Source organism: Enterobacter sp. SECR19-1250, from assembly GCF_013391025.1.
Lineage (GTDB): Bacteria > Pseudomonadota > Gammaproteobacteria > Enterobacterales > Enterobacteriaceae > Enterobacter > Enterobacter cloacae.
This window is the reverse complement of sequence record NZ_JACASJ010000050.1, coordinates 1-16634: the sequence shown is the minus strand read 5'-3', so window position 1 is coordinate 16634 and position 16634 is coordinate 1. Positions and strand designations below refer to the sequence as shown.

Genomic DNA, 16634 nt, shown 5'->3' with positions numbered 1-16634 from the left:
ATGCTCAATTATGTTTGTAAACGCCTGCTGGGGCTTATCCCGACGCTGCTGATTGTGGCGGTACTGGTGTTTTTGTTTGTCCATCTGCTGCCGGGCGATCCGGCGCGTCTGGTGGCCGGGCCAGAGGCGGATGCCACCGTCATTGAACTGGTGCGCAAACAGCTTGGTCTCGACCAGCCTCTGTACATGCAGTTTCTCCATTATATTTGCAACGTGCTGCAGGGCGATTTTGGTATCTCGATGGTGTCGCGTCGCCCGGTATCGGAAGAGATTGCCAGCCGCTTTATGCCTACGTTCTGGTTAACGATTGCCAGCATGTGCTGGGCGATGGTGTTTGGGCTTGGCGCCGGGATTGTCGCTGCCGTCTGGCGCAACCGCTGGCCGGACAAGCTCGGCATGGCGCTGGCGGTGACCGGGATCTCTTTCCCGGCTTTTGCGCTGGGGATGCTCCTGATGCAGATTTTCTCCGTGGAGCTGGGCTGGTTGCCCACCGTCGGGGCCGATACCTGGAAGCACTACATCCTGCCGTCCATGACGCTGGGCGCGGCCGTATCCGCGGTGATGGCGCGCTTCACACGCGCGTCGTTCGTTGACGTGTTGAGTGAAGATTACATCCGTACCGCACGGGCGAAAGGGGTGAGCGAGAAGTGGGTCATCCTCAAGCACGGTTTTCGCAACGCGATGATCCCGGTAGTGACCATGATGGGGCTGCAGTTCGGCTTCCTGCTGGGGGGCTCTATCGTGGTGGAAAAGGTCTTCAACTGGCCGGGGCTGGGGCGCCTGCTGGTGGATTCGGTCGAGATGCGCGACTATCCGGTCATTCAGGCGGAAGTTCTGCTCTTCTCGCTGGAATTTATTCTTATCAATTTAGTGGTGGATGTGCTGTACGCCGCCATTAATCCGGCCATCAGGTATAAGTAAGATGCGATTGTTGAACTGGCGTCGTCAGGCCATTGTAAACGCTATGCCGGGGCTGAAGCCGGACCATATCCGCACCCCATGGTTTGAATTCTGGCGGCGCTTTCGTCGCCAGCCTGTTGCCATGACGGCGGGGCTGTTTGTACTGCTGCTGATTGTGGTGGCCGCCATTGCGCCGTGGGTGGCACCGTATGATGCGGAAAACTACTTTGATTACGACCGCCTGAATGACGGACCGTCGATGATGCACTGGTTCGGCGTGGACTCTCTGGGACGCGATATTTTTAGCCGCGTGCTGATGGGCGCGCAGATATCGCTCGCCGCCGGGGTGTTTGCGGTGCTTATCGGTGCGGTCATCGGTACCGTTTTGGGCCTGGTGGCAGGGTATTACGAGGGCTGGTGGGACCGGATCATTATGCGCATTTGCGACGTGCTGTTTGCCTTCCCCGGCATTTTGCTGGCAATTGCGGTTGTCGCCATTATGGGCAGCGGCATGGCAAACGTCATCATCGCCGTCGCGGTCTTTTCGATCCCGGCGTTTGCCCGCCTGGTGCGCGGCAATACGCTGGTACTGAAGCAGCAGACCTTTATTGAATCCGCCCGCAGTATGGGGGCCAGCGACGCCAACATCCTGTTCAGCCATATTCTGCCGGGTACGGTGTCGTCGATTGTGGTCTATTTTACGATGCGTATTGGCGTGTCGATAATTTCCGCCGCCAGCCTGTCGTTTCTGGGATTAGGGGCTCAGCCACCGACGCCGGAGTGGGGCGCGATGCTCAACGAGGCGAGGGCAGATATGGTGATTGCGCCACATGTGGCGATATTCCCGAGTCTGGCGATTTTCCTGACCGTGCTGGCGTTCAACCTGCTGGGGGATGGGCTGCGCGATGCGCTGGATCCGAGGATTAAGGGGTAGGGCAGTGGAATGTGCCGGGTGGCGGCTACGCCTTACCCGGCCTACAAAACAGGCGCTGGGTGTTTAAACCCGGCTACCCCACAGGTCATACTCGTCGGCGTTTTCCACTTTCACGCGAATGATGTCACCCGGCTTAACGTTGGTTTCCCCGTTCAGGTACACCGCGCCGTCGATTTCAGGGGCATCCGCCATGCTGCGGCCAATCGCGCCTTCTTCGTCAACTTCGTCGATGATGACCATAATTTCGCGACCCACTTTCTCCTGCAAACGTTCAGCAGAGATCTGCTGTTGCAGCTGCATGAAGCGGTTCCAGCGCTCTTCTTTTACCTCTTCCGGCACCTGATCCGCCAGTTCGTTAGCGGTTGCGCCTTCAACCGGGCTGTACTTGAAGCAGCCTACGCGGTCCAGACGGGCCTCTTTCAGGAAGTCGAGCAACATCTGGAAGTCTTCTTCAGTTTCACCCGGGAAGCCAACGATGAAGGTCGAACGCAGGGTCAGATCCGGGCAGATTTCACGCCACTGCTTGATGCGCGCCAGCTGGCGGTCAACGGAGCCTGGGCGTTTCATCAGCTTCAGGATACGCGGGCTGGCGTGCTGCAGCGGGATATCCAGGTACGGCAGGATTTTGCCTTCGGCCATCAGCGGGATGACGTCGTCAACGTGCGGATAATGGTAAACGTAGTGCAGACGCGTCCAGATGCCCAGTTTAGCGAGCTGTTCGCACAGGCCGACCATGCTGGTTTTCACTGGCTCGCCGTTGTGGAAACCGGAACGGTGCTTCACATCCACGCCGTAGGCGGAGGTATCCTGGGAGATCACCAGCAGCTCCTTCACGCCCGCATCGGCCAGACGTTTGGCTTCTGCCAGCACTTCGCCAATCGGGCGGCTCACCAGATCGCCACGCATGGACGGGATAATGCAGAAGGTGCAGCGATGGTTGCAGCCTTCGGAAATTTTCAGGTAAGCGTAGTGACGCGGCGTCAGCTTCACCCCCTGTTCCGGCACCAGGCTCAGGAACGGGTTGTGCTTAGGCTTGGGTACGTAGTGATGAACATGTTCCAGCACCTGCTCGTAGCTGTGTGGACCGGTGATCTCCAGCACCTTCGGGTGCACTTCACGGATCTGGTCCTCTTTTGCGCCCAGGCAGCCGGTCACAATCACTTTGCCGTTTTCCGTCAGGGCTTCACCAATGGCTTCCAGGGATTCCTGAACCGCGCTGTCGATAAACCCGCAGGTGTTCACGATCACCATGTCGGCGTTGTCGTAGCTTGGCACCACGTCGTAGCCCTCGGTGCGAAGTTCGGTCAGGATGCGTTCAGAATCCACCAGGTTTTTCGGGCAGCCCAGGGAGACAAAGCCGATTTTCGGCGGGTGCGTAACATTGCTCATAGGTTAAAAATTCATCAATTATGGAGTTATCAGGGCGGGATTTTACAGCGTATCGCGGGGGATTTATACACTCTTTGCAGTGCAGATGATGTCCGCGCAAGTTGTAACATTGTAAATAATGTTAATCAGTTAAGAATAATTGATCTCAGGCATTAAACTGTACAAAAAATAACCTTATTCTGACTGTGCACAGGGCTGACAGAGGAGGAATGAGCATGTCCGTTGACAGACTGAAACGCGATCTGCTGAACAAGCTGATCAACGCCCGAATCGACCTTGCCGCATATCTGCAGCTGAGGAAGGCGAAAGGGTATATGTCAGTCAGCGAAAGCGAACATCTGCGTGATAATTTCTTTGAACTTTGCAATTTCATGCGTGAAAAAGCACCCATCCTGAAAGCGGAATACGCCGAAAGCGAATGTATTGCGCTGCGCCGCGCCGCCGAGGTGCTCTCCATTGCCGGGGTTTGTTTGATGAACGGACGCCATGACTGCCCGACTTTTATCGCTGTAAACGCGGAGAAGCTTGAAAACTGCCTGACAACGCTCTCTCTATGCATCATGTGTCTGAACGAGCACGCGAAGCTTGAACAGCACTGATTCCGGGGGAGGCAACTCCCCCTTCTGATTAAGCTTTTGTAAAAGTGATAACGTGCCTGGACGTAGTGGCTAATCTTTATGCCATATGCCGATAAAGGAGCGCGTTATGCACCGATCCTCGCTGATTTTCCTGCCTGCGTTGTTATTTCCGTTTTCGCTCCTTGCTGCGCCTGATGCGGTTAAGGTTGAGGTATTGCAGAACAAACTCGAACACCCCTGGTCGCTGGCATTCCTGCCGGATAACAAAGGGCTGCTCGTGACGTTGAAGGGCGGCCAGTTGAAACACTGGCAGGCCGGGAAAGGGCTGTCAGACCCGATAACAGGGGTGCCCAAAGTCTGGGACAACGGACAGGGAGGACTGCTGGACGTGGTGCTGGCGCCGGATTTTGCCACCTCGCGCCGCGTCTGGCTGAGCTACGCCGAGGCAGGCGCTGACGGCAAAGCCGGAACGGCAGTGGGTTATGGGCGCTTAAGCGACGATCTTTCCCGCCTTGAGGCGTTCCAGACGGTGTTCCGTCAGGTGCCGAAACTTTCCACCGGTCACCACTTTGGCGGAAGGCTGGTATTTGATGGCAAAGGCTATCTGTTTATTGCGCTGGGCGAAAACAACCAGCGCCCGACGGCGCAGGATCTGGATAAACTCCAGGGGAAATTGGTGCGCCTGACGGAGGATGGCAAAGTCCCGCCGGATAACCCCTTTGTGAACACCGCCGGTGCGCGGCCGGAAATCTGGTCTTATGGCATTCGTAACCCGCAAGGGATGGCGATGAACCCGTGGAGCGACACGCTGTGGCTTAATGAACACGGCCCGCGTGGCGGGGATGAGATTAACATTCCGGAGAAAGGGAAAAACTATGGCTGGCCGCTGGCGACCCACGGTATCAACTACAGCGGATTAAAAATTCCTGAGGCGAAAGGTGAACACGTTGAAGGAACCGAAAAACCGCTGTTTGTCTGGAAAGTCTCACCCGCCGTGAGCGGAATGGCGTTTTATAACAGTGACGTGTTCCCGCAGTGGAAAAACAAGCTGTTTATCGGGGCGCTGAAAGAGAAGGATGTGATCGTGCTGAGCGTGAACGGCAACACGGTAACCGAGGACGGGCGGATCCTGGGCGACCGGAAACAGCGCATTCGTGATGTGCGCGTCGGTCCGGACGGCTATCTGTATGTTCTGACCGATGAAACGGACGGGCAGTTGCTGAAAGTCAGCCCGTCCGGGAGGTGATCAGCTTACCGGAATCATCACCACGTTACGGTAGGCCGGGCGTTCGCTCAGCTCTTTAAGCCAGCGCGCCAGGTGAGGGCGCGGCGTCCACGTCAGACCGAGGTTGGTCAGGTTCCAGACAAATGGCGCAACGGCAATGTCGCCCACGCCGAAGTCGGCACCCGAGAACCAGGCGTGTTTCGCCAGCTCATCGTCCATCATCGCAAACAGATTTTCACAGGCGTCCTGCGCCGCATGAATGGCGGGATAGTCGCGCTCGGCTTCGGGGGTTCTGACCAGCCCCATCAGGATCACGCGGTGCGTGGGGGAGAGCGTCTGGTTGGCCCAGTCCATCCATTTTTCCCCCTGCGCGCGGCGGGCCGGATTTTCTACCCACAGACGGCCTTGTCCATACTGGGCGGCCAGGTAGCGGACAATGGTGTTGGATTCCCACAGCGTGGCGTCCGTCTCATCATCGCGCAGCAGCGGCACCAGGCCGTTCGGGTTCATCGCCAGGTAGTCGGCGTCTTTATTAACCCCATACTGCAAACCCGCCATTATCTGGTTAAACGGTAAATCCAGCTCCTCCAGCGTCCAGAGCACTTTTTTGACGTTGGTCGAATTATTCCTTCCCCACAGCGTAATCATAATTACTCCCGATAAGATGTGAATCCGAGTCAGCTTTTCGCCATGGTGAGATAAACCTAACAATTACGCAACAGAAGAGAAAAAAATCGCCTTAATCAAAGCGTATCTGAATGTTATTGCATAAACTTTAATAACTTTACCCTCGTTGGGTTTCATTAACCGTTTTAGTGCGCTATTACTCATCGCTTCTTGCGACACGGTGATGTGACGTAATTTTTGAATGGACACTCGGGTGGCATTTATGACGCGAAAAATGACTTCTCTGCGCAGCCTGGCGGCAGGCTCCGCGCTCCTTTTCCTGTTTGCACCAACTCTCTATGCGGCTGAGCAGGCTGCGCCCGAAGCGCCGCCGGTAGATGCGCGTGCCTGGATCCTGATGGATTACTCCAGCGGTAAAGTGCTGGCGGAAGGCAATGCGGATGAGAAACTCGACCCGGCCAGCCTGACCAAAATCATGACCAGCTACGTGGTTGGCCAGGCGTTGAAGGCGGGTAAGATCAAGCTCGACGATATGGTCACCATCGGGAAGGACGCCTGGGCGACCGGCAACCCGGCGCTGCGCGGGTCATCGGTAATGTTCCTGAAACCGGGGGATCAGGTTTCCGTTTCCGATCTGAATAAAGGGGTGATTATCCAGTCCGGCAACGATGCCTGTATCGCCCTGGCAGATTATGTTGCGGGAAGCCAGGACTCGTTTATTGGCCTGATGAACGGCTATGCGCAAAAGCTGGGTCTGACCAATACCACCTTTAAAACCGTCCACGGTCTGGATGCGCCGGGCCAGTTCAGTACCGCGCGCGATATGGCGCTGCTCGGCAAGGCGCTCATCCACGATGTGCCGGACGAATATGCCATCCACAAAGAGAAAGAGTTTACCTTTAATAAAATCCGCCAGCCGAACCGCAACCGTCTGCTGTGGAGCAGCAACGTCAACGTTGACGGGATGAAAACCGGCACCACGGCCGGGGCGGGTTATAACCTGGTGGCCTCCGCGACCCAGGGTGACATGCGTCTGATCTCGGTGGTGTTGGGCACCAAAACCGACCGTATTCGTTTTAACGAGTCAGAAAAACTGCTGACCTGGGGCTTCCGCTTCTTTGAAACCGTGACGCCGATTAAACCGGATGCCACGTTCGTCAGCCAGCGCGTCTGGTTTGGTGACAAGAGTGAGGTGAACCTGGGGGCCGGTGAAGCCGGGTCGGTGACCATTCCACGTGGTCAATTGAAAAACCTGAAAGCGAGCTATACCCTGACCGATCCGCAGCTCACCGCGCCGCTGAAAAAAGGCCAGGTGGTCGGGACGATTGATTTCCAGTTAAACGGTAAGTCGATTGAACAGCGTCCGCTGATTGTGATGGAAGCGGTCGAAGAGGGCGGCTTCTTCAGCCGGATGTGGGACTTCGTGATGATGAAATTCCATAGCTGGTTTGGCAGCTGGTTTAGTTAAGTCTTCCAGCTTTTCACCCTCTCCCGGTGGGAGAGGGCCGGGGTGAGGCATCAGACCGCACCCCTCTCAATACATCAACTTCACCTGCTGCGCCTTCGCGTAGGTCACGTATTCTTCATCCGGGCGGCAATCGCTGACGATGGCATTGAACTGTGCCAGCTCGCCCATCCGTGCCGGACGCACCTTGCCGAACTTGCTGTGATCCACCACCAGCACATGGTACTGCGCGGCGCTTAACGCCCAGTGTTTTACCGGCAGCTCTTCCAGGTTAAAACAGGTCGCCCCCTGACGGGTACTCACGCCCGCCGCGGAGTAAAACGCGATATCCGGGCACAAATTGCTGAGCGTGTCCTGAAGATTGAGCGGTTTAAAAATGGCGTTGCTGGCGTGGAACTCACCGCCGCAGAGGATCACCCGGCACTCGGGTTTCTCCTGAAGGGCCAGGAAGGTGTTCAGCGAGTAGCACACGGCGGTAAAGGGGATGCTGCTGTCGATGGCTTCGATTATCCACGGCGTGGTAGTGCCGCAGTCAAAAAACAGCGTCTGGTGCGGTTGCACCAGAGAGGCCGCCAGACGGGCGGCTTTGCGTTTCTCTTCAACCAGGCGCGTCTTTTGATCGCTGATCAGATAATGACTGGCGCTACGTGGCTCCAGCACAATATAGCCGCCCAGCAGCACGACGGGCGCGCTCTCGCTGTTCAGGTCACGGCGAATGGTCATCTCTGAAACGCCGAGGAGGGTAGCGGCTTCCTTAAGATGAAGCTTATCACTACGCTTCAGCGCCTGTATCAACTGAGCTATGCGGTCATCGCGGCGTGTTTCCATAGATCCTCAGGATGAAAAAGTGAGCCCCCGCAGGGCGGGGGCTCAAGTGTAACCTGTCATACCGGGGTTAGTCACGTATCCAGCCTTTGCGGATCGGGATAGCGAAAAGGGTGCGATAGAGAGACGAGAGTCCGCGATACAGCGCCAGCCCGAAGAGGTTCCACAGGATCGCCGCGCTGACGCAGCCGATCAGCCCCACCAGGAAGCCGCCTACCATATCCAGCGGCCAGTGTACGCCCAGATACACGCGAGACCAGGCAATGGCGACCGCAATGGCCATCAGCAGCGCACCTGACCACAGGCGATGCCAGAACAGGAAGGCCAGCGCAAAAGCAAAGATCACCGTACCGTGATCGCTTGGGAACGAGTCATCCGGCGCGTGGTGCAGGAAGGTATAGCCGACGTGTTCGACAAAAGGACGATCGTGCGGGAAGGCGAGACCCAGAACATAGCTGACCAGCACGCTGACCCCCAGCGTCATCGCCACTTTGATCACCAGCTGACGCTGCGCGTTGACCTGGCTGCGCGGTCCCCACAGCCAGAGGATGACCGCCAGCACAGGCACTATACTGATCAGATCTTTTGCCAGGAAAGTGGCCAGATCGATCATCCACTCAGGCGAGGCCGGGGTGGCGTTGATCAGATAAAACAGCTGGTAATTCAGATTCTCTAACATAGCGTTTTTACTCTTTAGCAAACCAGGCAGAAACGAGGCCGTAGACCGCTACCTGGGAAAACCAGACCCACCACCCAGCCCACAGGTTGTGAGAGAAAAAATGCGCCCCGCGCATGACCTGGCCAAAGCCCATCGCCAGACCTAACACCACGCCGAAGGCCACAAAGCTCCAGGCGAGACGCGGACGTTCGCGCCAGAAGGCAAAGAACAGACCCATCACCATAAAGCCGCTGGACGCATGGCCGCCGGGGAAGCAGCGGCCAGGACCGCTGTCTGCCGGAGCGGAACTGAACAGGGGGTAAGAGACGGCCTTACCGCCATACTCCACCAGATCCCACGGGCAGCTGTGATGGCTCAGGCTTTTCAACACGCCAACAACCAGCGTGCCAAGCCCCATCAGCAGTGCGGCAGTGACCAGTCTCGCATTGCGCTTCCAGGCACCGTAAAACAACGCACCCACCGCCATGGCAATGGCGATGTACTTCGCCAGCCGGTGGTTCAGCAGATCCAGCAGCGGGTTTTTCTGCAGCGGGAAACGGTGTGTTGCCGCGTCATACCAAAAGCCAGTGATCCATTTATCAAGCGTTTCGCCGCGAGAAAGCCAGGTAAACACCACGGCAAGGGCGATCAGCACTAAAAGCTGATAACCATAAAAGCGCACAGGCAGGCGGTAAAGTTGTTTTGTCTTATTTGTCTGTAACTTAGACAATTCTGAACGAGGGGATATGCGGGTCATAGAGTTGGTTGGCAGCGTGAAATATGGCTATCATATTGGTGTCAACTTAAGGAAACCTTAAACAACGACGATAAATGCTTTATTTCTGTTTCTTCTGGATAATTTGCTATCTCAGACAGCGGCAATTCATTACACTCATCGCGATTTTTTCATCATAAAGAGATTGCATGTTAAACCGTTCTTCTTCGGGTACGCGTCTGGGTCGTCAGGCGTTACTTTTCCCTCTGTGTCTGGTGCTTTACGAGTTCTCTACCTATATCGGCAACGATATGATTCAGCCCGGCATGCTGGCCGTGGTGGCGCAATACAACGCAGGTATTGAATGGGTGCCAACCTCTATGACCGCCTATCTGGCTGGCGGCATGTTTTTACAGTGGCTGTTAGGGCCGCTGTCGGATCGTATTGGCCGCCGTCCGGTGATGCTGACGGGCGTGGTGTGGTTTATCGTGACCTGTCTCGCCACGCTGCTGGCGCAAAACATTGAACAGTTCACCCTGCTGCGTTTCCTGCAGGGGGTAAGCCTGTGCTTTATCGGCGCCGTGGGGTATGCCGCCATTCAGGAGTCCTTTGAGGAGGCGGTGTGTATCAAAATCACCGCGCTGATGGCGAACGTGGCGCTGATTGCTCCGTTGCTGGGGCCGCTGGTGGGCGCCGCGTGGGTGCATGTGGCACCGTGGGAAGGCATGTTTGTGCTCTTCGCCGTGCTGGCCGCCATCGCGTTCTTTGGCCTGCACCGCGCAATGCCGGAAACGGCCACCCGACTGGGTGAGACGCTGTCGCTGAAAGAGCTGGGACGGGATTATAAAGCGGTGCTGAAAAACGGCCGCTTTGTGGCAGGCGCGCTGGCGACGGGCTTTGTTAGCCTGCCGCTACTGGCGTGGATCGCCCAGTCACCGGTCATTATCATTAGCGGTGAACAGCTCAGCAGCTACGAGTACGGGCTGCTGCAGGTGCCGATTTTTGGCGCACTGATTATCGGTAACCTGGTGCTGGCGCGTCTGACATCACGACGCACGGTGCGCTCGCTCATCATCATGGGCGGCTGGCCGATTGCGGCGGGCCTTACCGTGGCCGCGGTGGCGACGGTGGTATCATCTCATGCCTATCTGTGGATGACGGCGGGATTGAGTATTTACGCCTTCGGTATTGGCGTGGCGAATGCCGGGCTGGTGCGTCTGACGCTGTTTGCCAGCGAGATGAGTAAAGGCACCGTTTCGGCGGCGATGGGGATGCTGCAGATGCTGATTTTTACCGTCGGGATCGAGGTGAGCAAGCACGCTTATGCGCTCGGCGGCAACGGTCTGTTCAGCCTGTTTAACCTCGCCAACGGCGTGCTGTGGGTTGTGCTGATGGTGATGTTCCTGAAAGACAAACGCGTCGGGAACGCCCTGCAGCCATAATTCTTATTCCCTCTCCCGGTGGGAGAGGGTCAGGGTGAGGGCACCTGAGCGCACGGAATCAATTAAACGGTGCTTCTCTGTTGAGCACCTTATCAATCACATCCAGTACGCCTTCCTCGTTATTATGCGGCGCTTCAAACCGCGCCGCTGCCTTAATATGCGGTCTGGCATTCGCCATCGCAAAGCTGAAGCCTGACTGGCGCAGCATCTCCACATCGTTCCCGCTGTCACCGAAAGCCACCACCTCGCTGTCGTCAATGCCCCAGCGCTGTTGCAGGATCCGCAGGCCGTTGGCTTTATGCACGCCGGGGATAATCAGGTCAATACTGCCGTGGCCGGTCGTGACGGGCACCATAATGTCGTTGAGTTTTTCGTGCAGCATGGCCTGAATGCGCGGGATTTCATCATCAGAAACGTTGAGTCCGAACTTGAAGAAAATATCGTTCAGGTTGTCGAAATCACTTACCATTTCGAGGCGATGATAGTACTTAGCGGCGATAGCTTTGAACTCATCGTCATAGGCTTTGAGCGTATAGGCACTGCCTTTGCCGCAGGCGATAATCTCAATGCCGGGAACGTCGTTTAGCACGGCAGCAACAGTATCGAAGTGCGTTTTCGACAGTTCACCGTTAAAAACATCTTCCCCGGCGCTGACCACCCAGCCGCCGTTTTCGGCGACAAACGCAATCTCATGCGCAATCTCCGGGAAGAAGGAGATCAGCTGGTAATACTGATTACCGCTGGCCACCACAAAGCGAATACCTTGCTCCTTCATACGCGCATACTGCGCCAGAAAACGTTCGCGATTGTAGGTTTTCGCGTCGCTCAGGAAGGTGCCATCCATGTCGACTGCAATCAGTTTAACGCTCATATCCCTTCTCCAGTGTCGTTTGTTCTTTTTCCGGCTTCGCCACGGCGCGCGCCACCAGCGCCGCAATCATGACCAACCCTAACACCACCAGCATGGCGCTGCGCAGCCCGTAGTGCTCACCCAGGAAGCCCAGCAGCGGCGGCCCGACCAGGAAGGCCAGATAGCCTGTGGTTGCCACCACGCTGACGCGCGTCGGGGCATCCGGGCCGGTATCGCTGGCGGCGGAGATGGTCAACGGGAAGCCAAGTGAGGCACCCAGTCCCCAGAGGATCACCGATACGCCGGCAATCCAGTCCACATCCACGAAGATGATCATCGCAATGCCCAGCCCGCCGAGCAGGGCGCTGGCGCGCACCACCGCCACGCGGCTGTAGCGGTCAATAAACCAGCCGCCGGTAAAGCGTCCGACGGTCATCCCCAGCGTAAACCCGGCGTAGATCAGCGAGCCAGAGGTCGGGCTAAAGCCGTGGCCGTCCACCATCAGCAGCGGCAGCCAGTCGTTGGCGGAGCCTTCGGCAAACGCCATCGCCAGCACCACCACGCCGATCAGCATAAGCTGGAAATCACGGTAGAACGGCAGCCCTTTTTCCGCCGTTTTGTGTTCATCAGAGGTGTTTTTGCCCGTGCCGTCCGGAATGGCGCGGATGCCGGTCAGCACCGGCACAACTGAGATCAGCGCGGCCAGCAGGATATGCAGATTCGCGCTTACGCCGGAGGCCGTCAGCGCCATGCCCACACCCGCACCGGCCAGCGTGCCAAGGCTGTAAAAGCCATGCATCATTGGCAGCACGGTTTTATTCATCTCGCGCTCGACCGCAGCCCCTTCAACGTTAATGGCCACTTCCGCCGCGCCAAAGCTGCCGCCAAAGATCAGCAGACCCAGGGCAAACATGACCGGCGAGGCATACCACAGCGCCACGCTGAGCACCAGCATTCCGAGTATTGCGCAGCACATGGTGGTGCGGATCACCGTCCGGGTACCAAAGCGCTTCACCAGCCACGCCGAGCAGAGAATACCGCTCATTGAGCCTATCGACAGGCCAAACAGCACAATGCCCATCTCAGCGGTGGAGACCGACAAAATATCGCGGATCGCCGGGGTACGCGTGGCCCAGGACGCCATCAGCAGACCCGGAATAAAGAAGAACATAAAAAGCGCCCACATGCGCAACCGCAGGGCCTTACGGGATGAGGTCAGAGTCATTGAGATAAGCACCAGAAGCACAACAATAGCGACAACACTAGCAAGTTTGTGTACATTTGTACACAAATCAGATGAGGCATGTATGAGCAGACCACCTAACGACCCGCATCGCCGGGAGAAGATCCTGCAGGCGACGCTGGACACCATTGCTGAGCACGGTATCCATGCCGTCACGCACCGTAAAATCGCCAGCTGTGCCGGGGTTCCGCTGGGGTCGATGACCTACTATTTCGACGGCATGGAGTCGCTGCTGGAAGAGGCTTTCACGTGGTTTACCCGGCAGATGTCGCAGCAGTACCGTGATTTCTTCGCGGGGGTAACCAGCCCGGAGATGGCGTGTGAATCCATCACCACGCTGATCCACAGCTCGCAGGTGACGACGCCGCACAACATGGCGCTGATGTACCAGCTCTACACTTTTATGCACCGCAGCGCGGCGCTGAAAACGGTAATGCAGGACTGGATGCAGATGAGCCAGACGACGCTTGAGCAGTGGTTTGACCCGGTCACCACCCGCGCGCTGGACGCCTTTATCGAAGGAATGACGCTACACTTTGTCACCGACAGAGCGCCGCTAACGCGCGAGGAGATCCGGGCGATGGTGGGAAGGATTGCAGGGGAGGGGAACCGCTAGCCTGCAGGCCCGCCTCTATTTCTGAGTGATTTTTTTCCCGCTGGCATCCACGACGGCTTCACCGTCCTCTTTCGTAAATGCCCCTTTCTGCGCATCCGGCAGAATATCGAGGACCACTTCAGATGGGCGGCACAGGCGGGTGCCCAGCGGCGTCACCACAATCGGACGGTTAATCAGGATCGGGTGTTGCAGCATAAAACCGATAAGCTGGTCGTCAGTGAACGTCTCTTCTGCCAGGCCCAGTTGCTCATAGGGCTCCACGTTTGTGCGCAGCAGCGCCCGCACCGAAATGCCCATGTCGGCAAGCAGTTTGATCAGTTCATCGCGTGACGGCGGATTCTCCAGATACAGAATGATCTCTGGTTCGGTGCCGCTGTTGCGGATCATCTCCAGCGTGTTGCGTGAGGTGCCGCAGGCGGGGTTGTGGTAAATGGTGATGTTGGTCATATCAGTGGCTCATTACAGTGTGAAGGAGAGACGTAACGCCAGCGCGGCGAGCGTCACAAACAGAACCGGCAGCGTCATGATGATGCCCGTCCGGAAATAGTAGCCCCAGGTAATGGTCATGTTTTTTTGCGCCAGCACGTGGAGCCAGAGCAGGGTGGCGAGACTACCGATAGGCGTGATTTTGGGCCCCAGATCGCAGCCAATCACGTTGGCGTAAATCATCGCTTCTTTAATCAATCCTGTTGCCGTGCTGCCATCAATAGAGAGCGCGCCAATCAGCACCGTGGGCATATTGTTCATTATGGATGACAGGAAGGCGGTGATGAACCCGGTTCCCAGAGTAGTCACCCATAAACCGTGGGTGGACAGCGCATTCAGCACGCCTGAAAGGTATTCGGTTAACCCTGCGTTACGCAAACCGTAGACCACCAGATACATCCCCAGTGAGAAGATGACGATCTGCCACGGTGCGCCGCGCAGCACTTTTCCGGTATTAATCGCGTGTCCGCGTTTTGCAACGGCGAATAAAATCAGCGCGCCAGCTGTTGCAATGGCGCTGACCGGAATGCCGAGAGGCTCAAGCACAAAGAAGCCGACGAGAAGAAGCAGCAGCACTATCCAGCCTGTTCTGAAGGTCGGGAGATCGTGAATGGCCCGGGCGGGCTCCCGGAGTTTCGCAAGATCATATTCCGGTGGAATTTCCTTGCGAAAGAACAGATGCAGCATCACCAGCGTGGCAGCAATCGCGGCGATATCAACCGGGATCATCACCGAGGCGTATTCGCTGAACCCCAGCTTAAAGAAGTCTGCCGACACAATGTTGACCAGGTTGGACACAATCAGCGGCAGGCTGGCGGTATCGGCGATAAAACCTGCCGCCATCACAAACGCCAGCGTGGCCTGCTTGCTGAACCCCAGCGCCAGCAGCATAGCGATGACGATAGGTGTCAGGATCAACGCTGCACCATCATTGGCAAACAGCGCCGCGACGGCCGCCCCCAGCAGCACGATATAAGTAAACAGCAAACGCCCCCGACCGTTTCCCCAGCGGGCGACATGCAGCGCCGCCCACTCGAAAAAGCCGGACTCATCCAGCAGCAGACTGATGATAATAACGGCGATAAACGTCGCCGTGGCATTCCAGACGATATTCCACACCACCGGAATATCGTTAAGGTGGATCACGCCGCTGGCCAGCGCCAGCACGGCGCCAATCGTCGCGCTCCAGCCGATACTGAGCCCTTTGGGCTGCCAGATGACCAGTACCAGCGTAAACAGAAAAATTGCTCCTGCCAGAAACATCGCTTACCCCGTTATATCTGTTTTAATGAATGTATTTAACACGTCCCTGGAAGGCTATTCTTTAGCCTTGCACGCGTTTCTTCCCGCAGGCAGTTCCAGCTGTTATCGATGACGGTAGCTGCCCACGCAGGCATGTTCGGAGACAAACGGTAATAGACCCACTTCCCCTCACGACGGTCGATAACCAGCCCGGACTCGCGAAGTAAGGCCATATGGCGCGAGACTTTCGGCTGTGACTCCGTGGTTGCGGAACAGAGATCGCAGACACATAGCTCACCGGCTTCACGCAGAAGCATGACGATGGAGAGCCGCGTTTCGTCGGAGAGGGTTTTGAAAAGCTGAAGCGGATGAAGCATGGTTGAACCCTGCGGGTAGTTGATACATATTTTTTTAATCATATATGTTTGAGGTGGGGGAGGGAAGAGGGGAAAAATCTGGCTTGCTGGTAAAGTGAAAAATCGTCTGGAAGCGCTCATGAGCTTTGGTTATTCTTTGTGCGGATTGAGACCAATATGGATGAGATATGGACGCTAAACAGGTTGCACTAGGAATACTCGATGGGATCTCCTCCATACCTAATACGGCTTACATGGGTATGGTAAGGAGTTGGGAAGGGAGCGGACTCGCAGGAGATAGTGCCAAACAACGGAACCAGGCTGAGACAGAGCGCTTTTTCTCTATGCTCAAAAGTTTGGGAAATGCTGAGTCCCCTCTACGCAGACTGATTACTATTGTTTTCACCTCTTTCTATCAGAAGCTTAACGATGAAGGAAAAGAAGCTGTAAACAACAAATTAGGGTACGGAGCTGGAAGCGTTGGTGGACGAACAGCCGGGCAGATTGCACTGGCGCAGACAACAGCAAGTATAATGTTGCGTCGGTTAGCGATTGACCAGGCATATAAGCATTTCATCCGGTTCAGTGCATCAGCGGCGCTAAACGTAGTGATGTTTCAAGGTATTATTGAAGAATCAGCAAGAGCATCAAGAAGGATGAAAACCAAATATCCAACTACGTACGCCATGGTGTCAAAAGAGAATCTTGACATGGTCTACTTCCTTGTTGAACAACAATTAGAGCCTTACCTTGTGTTCATTGAAGGACATCCCATTGATTGCAAAGGAATACAGAATGAAATTTGTAAAATCGTTGATGTCTCACGCAATTGAGGGGACCATTACCTTTTTGGCTGTGATTTTTGCTATGGGTTCTTTTTTCTGGTTCGAAAGCACCTGGATGAAGTTAGCAGGCTGTATTGGTGCATTAATCGCTGGTTATGTGCTTTCGTATGGAGCGGCAAAAATCAGAGGTGGGTGAGTTTTTGGCTGGCTCGTTGAGGATTAGTTCTGGCTGTAAACCTTTGACTAGGGAAGGTGCGAATAAGCAGGTCATTTCTTCCCAAGCTGACTCGCTGATTAA

At 56.1% G+C, this 16634-nt stretch carries 19 protein-coding genes; 9 read left to right on the top strand and 10 right to left on the bottom strand.

Annotated features, from left to right (window positions below):
* Together gsiC and gsiD are read left to right on the top strand one after the other, a co-directional pair.
* Positions 1–921: a glutathione ABC transporter permease GsiC gene (gsiC, locus tag HX884_RS14285; RefSeq protein ID WP_038984941.1), complete on the top strand. Its 921-nt coding sequence runs from the start codon at positions 1–3 to the stop codon at positions 919–921.
* Between the two features lies 1 nt (position 922).
* Positions 923–1834, top strand: a complete 912-nt coding sequence (gsiD, locus tag HX884_RS14280; RefSeq protein WP_029882874.1) for a glutathione ABC transporter permease GsiD — start codon at positions 923–925, stop codon at positions 1832–1834.
* 63 nt (positions 1835–1897) lie between these two features.
* On the opposite strand, the gene rimO is transcribed toward gsiD, so the two are convergent.
* The gene (rimO, locus tag HX884_RS14275) at positions 1898–3223 is read right to left on the bottom strand and encodes a 30S ribosomal protein S12 methylthiotransferase RimO (protein WP_178328380.1); all 1326 of its coding nucleotides are present in this window, start codon (positions 3221–3223) and stop codon (positions 1898–1900) included.
* A gap of 215 nt (positions 3224–3438) precedes the next feature.
* On the opposite strand from rimO, the gene bssR reads away from it, so the two are divergent.
* Together bssR and HX884_RS14265 are read left to right on the top strand one after the other, a co-directional pair.
* Entirely contained in the window at positions 3439–3822 is a 384-nt protein-coding gene (bssR, locus tag HX884_RS14270; RefSeq protein ID WP_013097430.1) for a biofilm formation regulator BssR, read from the top strand.
* A 106-nt stretch (positions 3823–3928) separates the two neighbouring features.
* Positions 3929–5047 carry a PQQ-dependent sugar dehydrogenase gene (locus HX884_RS14265; RefSeq protein WP_178328379.1) on the top strand — a complete coding sequence of 373 codons (1119 nt, stop codon included), beginning with the start codon at positions 3929–3931 and terminating at the stop codon, positions 5045–5047.
* Here HX884_RS14265 and HX884_RS14260 read toward each other — a convergent pair whose 3' ends face one another.
* Positions 5048–5674: a glutathione S-transferase family protein gene (locus HX884_RS14260; protein WP_178328378.1), complete on the bottom strand. Its 627-nt coding sequence runs from the start codon at positions 5672–5674 to the stop codon at positions 5048–5050. It abuts the gene before it with no gap.
* Positions 5675–5915: 241 nt separating this feature from the next.
* Between HX884_RS14260 and dacC the strand changes: the two genes are divergently transcribed.
* Complete coding sequence (gene dacC / locus HX884_RS14255) at positions 5916–7121, top strand: serine-type D-Ala-D-Ala carboxypeptidase (protein ID WP_014831210.1); 1206 nt, start codon at positions 5916–5918, stop codon at positions 7119–7121.
* Positions 7122–7187: 66 nt separating this feature from the next.
* Here the strand turns inward: dacC and deoR are convergent, their stop codons facing one another.
* From deoR to HX884_RS14240, 3 genes are all read right to left on the bottom strand, one after another.
* On the bottom strand, positions 7188–7946 hold the full coding sequence (gene deoR / locus HX884_RS14250) for a DNA-binding transcriptional repressor DeoR (protein WP_013097425.1): 759 nt from the start codon (positions 7944–7946) through the stop codon (positions 7188–7190).
* Between the two features lie 67 nt (positions 7947–8013).
* Positions 8014–8622, bottom strand: coding sequence for an undecaprenyl-diphosphate phosphatase (gene ybjG, locus HX884_RS14245; RefSeq protein WP_178328377.1), 609 nt, complete (start codon positions 8620–8622; stop codon positions 8014–8016).
* 7 nt (positions 8623–8629) lie between these two features.
* A complete protein-coding gene (locus HX884_RS14240) occupies positions 8630–9358 on the bottom strand; it encodes a phosphatase PAP2 family protein (protein WP_029882876.1) in 729 nt (242 codons plus the stop codon).
* A 167-nt stretch (positions 9359–9525) separates the two neighbouring features.
* Here HX884_RS14240 and HX884_RS14235 point away from each other — a divergent pair, with 167 nt between their 5' ends.
* A complete protein-coding gene (locus HX884_RS14235; protein ID WP_014831213.1) occupies positions 9526–10758 on the top strand; it encodes an MFS transporter in 1233 nt (410 codons plus the stop codon).
* 58 nt (positions 10759–10816) lie between these two features.
* Here the strand turns inward: HX884_RS14235 and HX884_RS14230 are convergent, their stop codons facing one another.
* Both HX884_RS14230 and HX884_RS14225 read right to left on the bottom strand, forming a co-directional pair.
* On the bottom strand, positions 10817–11629 hold the full coding sequence (locus tag HX884_RS14230) for a Cof-type HAD-IIB family hydrolase (protein ID WP_023620241.1): 813 nt from the start codon (positions 11627–11629) through the stop codon (positions 10817–10819).
* On the bottom strand, positions 11619–12833 hold the full coding sequence (locus HX884_RS14225; protein ID WP_130626473.1) for an MFS transporter: 1215 nt from the start codon (positions 12831–12833) through the stop codon (positions 11619–11621). Before HX884_RS14225 ends, HX884_RS14230 begins: the two co-directional genes overlap by 11 nt.
* Positions 12834–12915: 82 nt before the next feature.
* Between HX884_RS14225 and HX884_RS14220 the strand changes: the two genes are divergently transcribed.
* Positions 12916–13467 carry a TetR/AcrR family transcriptional regulator gene (locus HX884_RS14220; RefSeq protein ID WP_058650659.1) on the top strand — a complete coding sequence of 184 codons (552 nt, stop codon included), beginning with the start codon at positions 12916–12918 and terminating at the stop codon, positions 13465–13467.
* 15 nt (positions 13468–13482) lie between these two features.
* Here the strand turns inward: HX884_RS14220 and arsC are convergent, their stop codons facing one another.
* Genes arsC through HX884_RS14205 form a run of 3 tightly spaced genes read right to left on the bottom strand, consistent with a single transcriptional unit; the run spans position 13483 to position 15572 of the window.
* Complete coding sequence (arsC, locus tag HX884_RS14215; RefSeq protein ID WP_178328376.1) at positions 13483–13914, bottom strand: glutaredoxin-dependent arsenate reductase; 432 nt, start codon at positions 13912–13914, stop codon at positions 13483–13485.
* Positions 13915–13926: 12 nt separating this feature from the next.
* The gene (locus tag HX884_RS14210; RefSeq protein ID WP_029882879.1) at positions 13927–15216 is read right to left on the bottom strand and encodes an arsenic transporter; all 1290 of its coding nucleotides are present in this window, start codon (positions 15214–15216) and stop codon (positions 13927–13929) included.
* Positions 15217–15251: 35 nt separating this feature from the next.
* The gene (locus tag HX884_RS14205; RefSeq protein ID WP_029882880.1) at positions 15252–15572 is read right to left on the bottom strand and encodes a metalloregulator ArsR/SmtB family transcription factor; all 321 of its coding nucleotides are present in this window, start codon (positions 15570–15572) and stop codon (positions 15252–15254) included.
* Between the two features lie 167 nt (positions 15573–15739).
* Here HX884_RS14205 and HX884_RS14200 point away from each other — a divergent pair, with 167 nt between their 5' ends.
* Positions 15740–16384, top strand: a complete 645-nt coding sequence (locus tag HX884_RS14200; protein ID WP_130626470.1) for a hypothetical protein — start codon at positions 15740–15742, stop codon at positions 16382–16384.
* Positions 16347–16532: a hypothetical protein gene (locus tag HX884_RS14195; protein WP_130626469.1), complete on the top strand. Its 186-nt coding sequence runs from the start codon at positions 16347–16349 to the stop codon at positions 16530–16532. The genes HX884_RS14200 and HX884_RS14195 overlap by 38 nt, the downstream gene beginning before the upstream one ends.
* The last annotated feature ends 102 nt before the right edge of the window (positions 16533–16634 follow it).

What these genes read in the sequence shown, in the direction of transcription:
- gsiC (WP_038984941.1), top strand. Translation starts at nt 1, where the DNA reads ATGCTCAATTATGTTTGTAAACGCCTGCTGGGGCTTATCCCGACGCTG.
- gsiD (WP_029882874.1), top strand. Translation starts at nt 923, where the DNA reads ATGCGATTGTTGAACTGGCGTCGTCAGGCCATTGTAAACGCTATGCCG.
- rimO (WP_178328380.1), bottom strand. Translation starts at nt 3,223, where the DNA reads ATGAGCAATGTTACGCACCCGCCGAAAATCGGCTTTGTCTCCCTGGGC.
- bssR (WP_013097430.1), top strand. Translation starts at nt 3,439, where the DNA reads ATGTCCGTTGACAGACTGAAACGCGATCTGCTGAACAAGCTGATCAAC.
- HX884_RS14265 (WP_178328379.1), top strand. Translation starts at nt 3,929, where the DNA reads ATGCACCGATCCTCGCTGATTTTCCTGCCTGCGTTGTTATTTCCGTTT.
- HX884_RS14260 (WP_178328378.1), bottom strand. Translation starts at nt 5,674, where the DNA reads ATGATTACGCTGTGGGGAAGGAATAATTCGACCAACGTCAAAAAAGTG.
- dacC (WP_014831210.1), top strand. Translation starts at nt 5,916, where the DNA reads ATGACGCGAAAAATGACTTCTCTGCGCAGCCTGGCGGCAGGCTCCGCG.
- deoR (WP_013097425.1), bottom strand. Translation starts at nt 7,946, where the DNA reads ATGGAAACACGCCGCGATGACCGCATAGCTCAGTTGATACAGGCGCTG.
- ybjG (WP_178328377.1), bottom strand. Translation starts at nt 8,622, where the DNA reads ATGTTAGAGAATCTGAATTACCAGCTGTTTTATCTGATCAACGCCACC.
- HX884_RS14240 (WP_029882876.1), bottom strand. Translation starts at nt 9,358, where the DNA reads ATGACCCGCATATCCCCTCGTTCAGAATTGTCTAAGTTACAGACAAAT.
- HX884_RS14235 (WP_014831213.1), top strand. Translation starts at nt 9,526, where the DNA reads ATGTTAAACCGTTCTTCTTCGGGTACGCGTCTGGGTCGTCAGGCGTTA.
- HX884_RS14230 (WP_023620241.1), bottom strand. Translation starts at nt 11,629, where the DNA reads ATGAGCGTTAAACTGATTGCAGTCGACATGGATGGCACCTTCCTGAGC.
- HX884_RS14225 (WP_130626473.1), bottom strand. Translation starts at nt 12,833, where the DNA reads ATGACTCTGACCTCATCCCGTAAGGCCCTGCGGTTGCGCATGTGGGCG.
- HX884_RS14220 (WP_058650659.1), top strand. Translation starts at nt 12,916, where the DNA reads ATGAGCAGACCACCTAACGACCCGCATCGCCGGGAGAAGATCCTGCAG.
- arsC (WP_178328376.1), bottom strand. Translation starts at nt 13,914, where the DNA reads ATGACCAACATCACCATTTACCACAACCCCGCCTGCGGCACCTCACGC.
- HX884_RS14210 (WP_029882879.1), bottom strand. Translation starts at nt 15,216, where the DNA reads ATGTTTCTGGCAGGAGCAATTTTTCTGTTTACGCTGGTACTGGTCATC.
- HX884_RS14205 (WP_029882880.1), bottom strand. Translation starts at nt 15,572, where the DNA reads ATGCTTCATCCGCTTCAGCTTTTCAAAACCCTCTCCGACGAAACGCGG.
- HX884_RS14200 (WP_130626470.1), top strand. Translation starts at nt 15,740, where the DNA reads ATGGACGCTAAACAGGTTGCACTAGGAATACTCGATGGGATCTCCTCC.
- HX884_RS14195 (WP_130626469.1), top strand. Translation starts at nt 16,347, where the DNA reads ATGAAATTTGTAAAATCGTTGATGTCTCACGCAATTGAGGGGACCATT.